This window comes from Haladaptatus sp. W1 (genome assembly GCF_001723155.1).
Taxonomy (GTDB): domain Archaea; phylum Halobacteriota; class Halobacteria; order Halobacteriales; family Haladaptataceae; genus Haladaptatus; species Haladaptatus paucihalophilus.
Genome location: NZ_MEIH01000242.1, coordinates 1 through 3,354, shown reverse-complemented (window position 1 = coordinate 3,354; position 3,354 = coordinate 1). Strand labels below are relative to the sequence as shown.

The window sequence follows — 3,354 nt, the reverse complement described above, 5'->3', positions numbered from 1 at the left end:
TTCGTTCGATACCGTGTGTAGGACTATCTCGAAGCGACCCGTTTCCTTGCGATTGACACTTTGGATGTTGTCGTGAGAGTGGCGAGAACCACACTGTTGGAGTGTGCCACGACGCGTTTCGTATTCTCTGCGCCAGTGGTTGAACTCGTCTGCTGACCAGAATCGCCCCGTGGTCGCGACGGCGATGTTGTTGACACCCAAATTCACACCAAGGACTGTTCTGTGCTTGGCCTCTGAGTCAGGTGTCTCGTCGTCTTCGACTTTCTTCATGGAAGCGTGGAGATACCACTCGCCGTCTCGCTCACGGTCCCAAAGACATCAATTACAGCGGTCGTCCTCCGTCTCCTCGTCCCTATCCTCCGATCCGTCCGTCGAGTCGTCAGTGTCGGATTCATCCCCGTCCGATGCATCGTCATCAGCGGGCGATTCGTCCGCCCCGTCATCGACAGCTCGTCTACCGCCGACGTATACGAGGCCGTCGCCGACCGACAGGCCAGACAGGACTGAAAGGGGTTCGACGCTCCACTTTTTGCTCCCGTCCGAGCGAGGTCGGATTTTGCAGGTCGTAACACAGTTTCGGATCGGAACGCGTCCCGAATTTTAAGACGACGAAAGATGAACATTCGCTAACTGGTTTGGATGACTTCGAGACAGTTCTCCCGACGTGAGTTACTGGCGTCGTCGCTTGCTGTCGGTGCGGCCTCTACCGGTGGCTGTCTCGGTAACCCTCTTACCGATGAGAACGCGGGATCGATCGACTGTCCGGCTAGAACGAAGGTGGGAAACCACCTTCAACTTAGGATGAGTGGCTTCGAGCCACGGACCGTCGTGACGTTCGAGTGTGAAGCCACCGATGAAGCGGGCTACGACTATACGGGTTCGTGGTCGCTTCGAACGGACGAAAGCGGCGTGGCAACGCTCGCAAACGCGGATTTCACCAACAACGCACCGGAGTCGAATTGGTATGGATCAAAGCGAGGCCGCCGGCTCGCGGGACGGTCGGCGGTCTCGATGATTCTTCATCGTCTCTCCTTCGAGAGCTTCTTTGCATCGTCGCCGAATTTCTTCATGGGCGATCGGAATTCTGTCACACTTTCGTTCCACGCCCGCTCCGGGCTTTTCGGCACTTCGACACCGTCCCGCTCATAGTCGCGCGTACTCGTCGACCCGGGAATTTCACGACAGTCGGTCGAAGCGAACGGACTGGTCGGATGGCTGTACGAACCAACGACACAGGGCCCGCATCCGGGAATCGTTTCCCTCCATGGCGCGTCGGCCTCCGTTCCGCATCGGTTGAGCGAGATGCTGGCGACACACGGATACGCGACTCTTGCGTTACAGTACTTCGATGCGCCGGGATTGCCGGAATCGCTCGAACGAATCCCGCTCGGATACTTCGATACCGCGATTCGGTGGCTGACGAGTCGGCCGACGGTTCACGACACGGGAATCGGTTTACTCGGAATCTCACGTGGCGTCGAGGCCGCGTTACTGACGGCAACGGGGTACGACGGGCCGGTAGCGGTAATCGGGTACTCCGGCGGCGGTGTCGTCCGGCACGGAGTCGCCGGGGTCCCCCCGACAAGATACATCGACCAGCCCGCCTGGACTCGCAACGGCTCTCCGGTTGCGAACCCGGACGCTATTCGAGCGACGTTCGACGCAATCGAAAATCACGGTCGACCGTGATTTTCGATTGCGCACGTTCCTGAAACGCGCGTCCGGGTTCGCAACCGGAGAGCCGTTGCGAGTCCAGGCGGGCTGGTCGATGTATCTTGTCGGGGGGACCCCGGCGACTCCGTGCCGGACGACACCGCCGCCGGAGTACCCGATTACCGCTACCGGCCCGTCGTACCCCGTTGCCGTCAGTAACGCGGCCTCGACGCCACGTGAGATTCCGAGTAAACCGATTCCCGTGTCGTGAACCGTCGGCCGACTCGTCAGCCACCGAATCGCGGTATCGAAGTATCCGAGCGGGATTCGTTCGAGCGATTCCGGCAATCCCGGCGCATCGAAGTACTGTAACGCAAGAGTCGCGTATCCGTGTGTCGCCAGCATCTCGCTCAACCGATGCGGAACGGAGGCCGACGCGCCATGGAGGGAAACGATTCCCGGATGCGGGCCCTGTGTCGTTGGTTCGTACAGCCATCCGACCAGTCCGTTCGCTTCGACCGACTGTCGTGAAATTCCCGGGTCGACGAGTACGCGCGACTATGAGCGGGACGGTGTCGAAGTGCCGAAAAGCCCGGAGCGGGCGTGGAACGAAAGTGTGACAGAATTCCGATCGCCCATGAAGAAATTCGGCGACGATGCAAAGAAGCTCTCGAAGGAGAGACGATGAAGAATCATCGAGACCGCCGACCGTCCCGCGAGCCGGCGGCCTCGCTTTGATCCATACCAATTCGACTCCGGTGCGTTGTTGGTGAAATCCGCGTTTGCGAGCGTTGCCACGCCGCTTTCGTCCGTTCGAAGCGACCACGAACCCGTATAGTCGTAGCCCGCTTCATCGGTGGCTTCACACTCGAACGTCACGACGGTCCGTGGCTCGAAGCCACTCATCCTAAGTTGAAGGTGGTTTCCCACCTTCGTTCTAGCCGGACAGTCGATCGATCCCGCGTTCTCATCGGTAAGAGGGTTACCGAGACAGCCACCGGTAGAGGCCGCACCGACAGCAAGCGACGACGCCAGTAACTCACGTCGGGAGAACTGTCTCGAAGTCATCCAAACCAGTTAGCGAATGTTCATCTTTCGTCGTCTTAAAATTCGGGACGCGTTCCGATCCGAAACTGTGTTACGACCTGCAAAATCCGACCTCGCTCGGACGGGAGCAAAAAGTGGAGCGTCGAACCCCTTTCAGTCCTGTCTGGCCTGTCGGTCGGCGACGGCCTCGTATACGTCGGCGGTAGACGAGCTGTCGATGACGGGGCGGACGAATCGCCCGCTGATGACGATGCATCGGACGGGGATGAATCCGACACTGACGACTCGACGGACGGATCGGAGGATAGGGACGAGGAGACGGAGGACGACCGCTGTAATTGATGTCTTTGGGACCGTGAGCGAGACGGCGAGTGGTATCTCCACGCTTCCATGAAGAAAGTCGAAGACGACGAGACACCTGACTCAGAGGCCAAGCACAGAACAGTCCTTGGTGTGAATTTGGGTGTCAACAACATCGCCGTCGCGACCACGGGGCGATTCTGGTCAGCAGACGAGTTCAACCACTGGCGCAGAGAATACGAAACGCGTCGTGGCACACTCCAACAGTGTGGTTCTCGCCACTCTCACGACAACATCCAAAGTGTCAATCGCAAGGAAACGGGTCGCTTCGAGATAGTCCTACACACGGTATCG

Annotated in this window: 5 protein-coding genes and 3 pseudogenes; 4 read left to right on the top strand and 4 right to left on the bottom strand. The window is 59.0% G+C overall.

The annotated features are described in order from the left end of the window. Positions 1-300, bottom strand: a pseudogene (locus BG842_RS31480) (RNA-guided endonuclease TnpB family protein); the annotation flags it as partial. Here BG842_RS31480 and BG842_RS10570 point away from each other — a divergent pair. From BG842_RS10570 to BG842_RS31475, 3 genes are all read left to right on the top strand, one after another. Next, on the top strand, positions 277-507 hold the full coding sequence (locus tag BG842_RS10570; RefSeq protein WP_069450691.1) for a hypothetical protein: 231 nt from the start codon (positions 277-279) through the stop codon (positions 505-507). The pseudogene BG842_RS31480 and the gene BG842_RS10570 sit on opposite strands and share 24 nt — an antisense overlap. Positions 508-801: 294 nt before the next feature. Then, on the top strand, positions 802-1,149 hold the full coding sequence (locus BG842_RS10565; RefSeq protein WP_069450692.1) for a hypothetical protein: 348 nt from the start codon (positions 802-804) through the stop codon (positions 1,147-1,149). Positions 1,150-1,302: 153 nt separating this feature from the next. Continuing rightward, positions 1,303-1,689, top strand: a complete 387-nt coding sequence (locus tag BG842_RS31475; protein WP_069450693.1) for an acyl-CoA thioester hydrolase/BAAT C-terminal domain-containing protein — start codon at positions 1,303-1,305, stop codon at positions 1,687-1,689. 123 nt (positions 1,690-1,812) lie between these two features. Here the strand turns inward: BG842_RS31475 and BG842_RS33085 are convergent. The 3 genes and pseudogenes from BG842_RS33085 to BG842_RS10550 all read right to left on the bottom strand — a co-directional run. Beyond that, positions 1,813-2,058, bottom strand: a pseudogene (locus BG842_RS33085) (acyl-CoA thioester hydrolase/BAAT C-terminal domain-containing protein); the annotation flags it as partial. 153 nt (positions 2,059-2,211) lie between these two features. Next, a complete protein-coding gene (locus BG842_RS10555) occupies positions 2,212-2,559 on the bottom strand; it encodes a hypothetical protein (protein WP_069450692.1) in 348 nt (115 codons plus the stop codon). 294 nt (positions 2,560-2,853) lie between these two features. Further along, positions 2,854-3,084 carry a hypothetical protein gene (locus BG842_RS10550; protein ID WP_069450691.1) on the bottom strand — a complete coding sequence of 77 codons (231 nt, stop codon included), beginning with the start codon at positions 3,082-3,084 and terminating at the stop codon, positions 2,854-2,856. Between BG842_RS10550 and BG842_RS31470 the strand changes: the two are divergent. Further along, positions 3,061-3,354: pseudogene (locus BG842_RS31470) on the top strand (RNA-guided endonuclease TnpB family protein); the annotation flags it as partial. The gene BG842_RS10550 and the pseudogene BG842_RS31470 sit on opposite strands and share 24 nt — an antisense overlap.

What these genes read in the sequence shown, in the direction of transcription:
- BG842_RS10565 (WP_069450692.1), top strand. Translation starts at nt 802, where the DNA reads ATGAGTGGCTTCGAGCCACGGACCGTCGTGACGTTCGAGTGTGAAGCC.
- BG842_RS31475 (WP_069450693.1), top strand. Translation starts at nt 1,303, where the DNA reads ATGCTGGCGACACACGGATACGCGACTCTTGCGTTACAGTACTTCGAT.
- BG842_RS10555 (WP_069450692.1), bottom strand. Translation starts at nt 2,559, where the DNA reads ATGAGTGGCTTCGAGCCACGGACCGTCGTGACGTTCGAGTGTGAAGCC.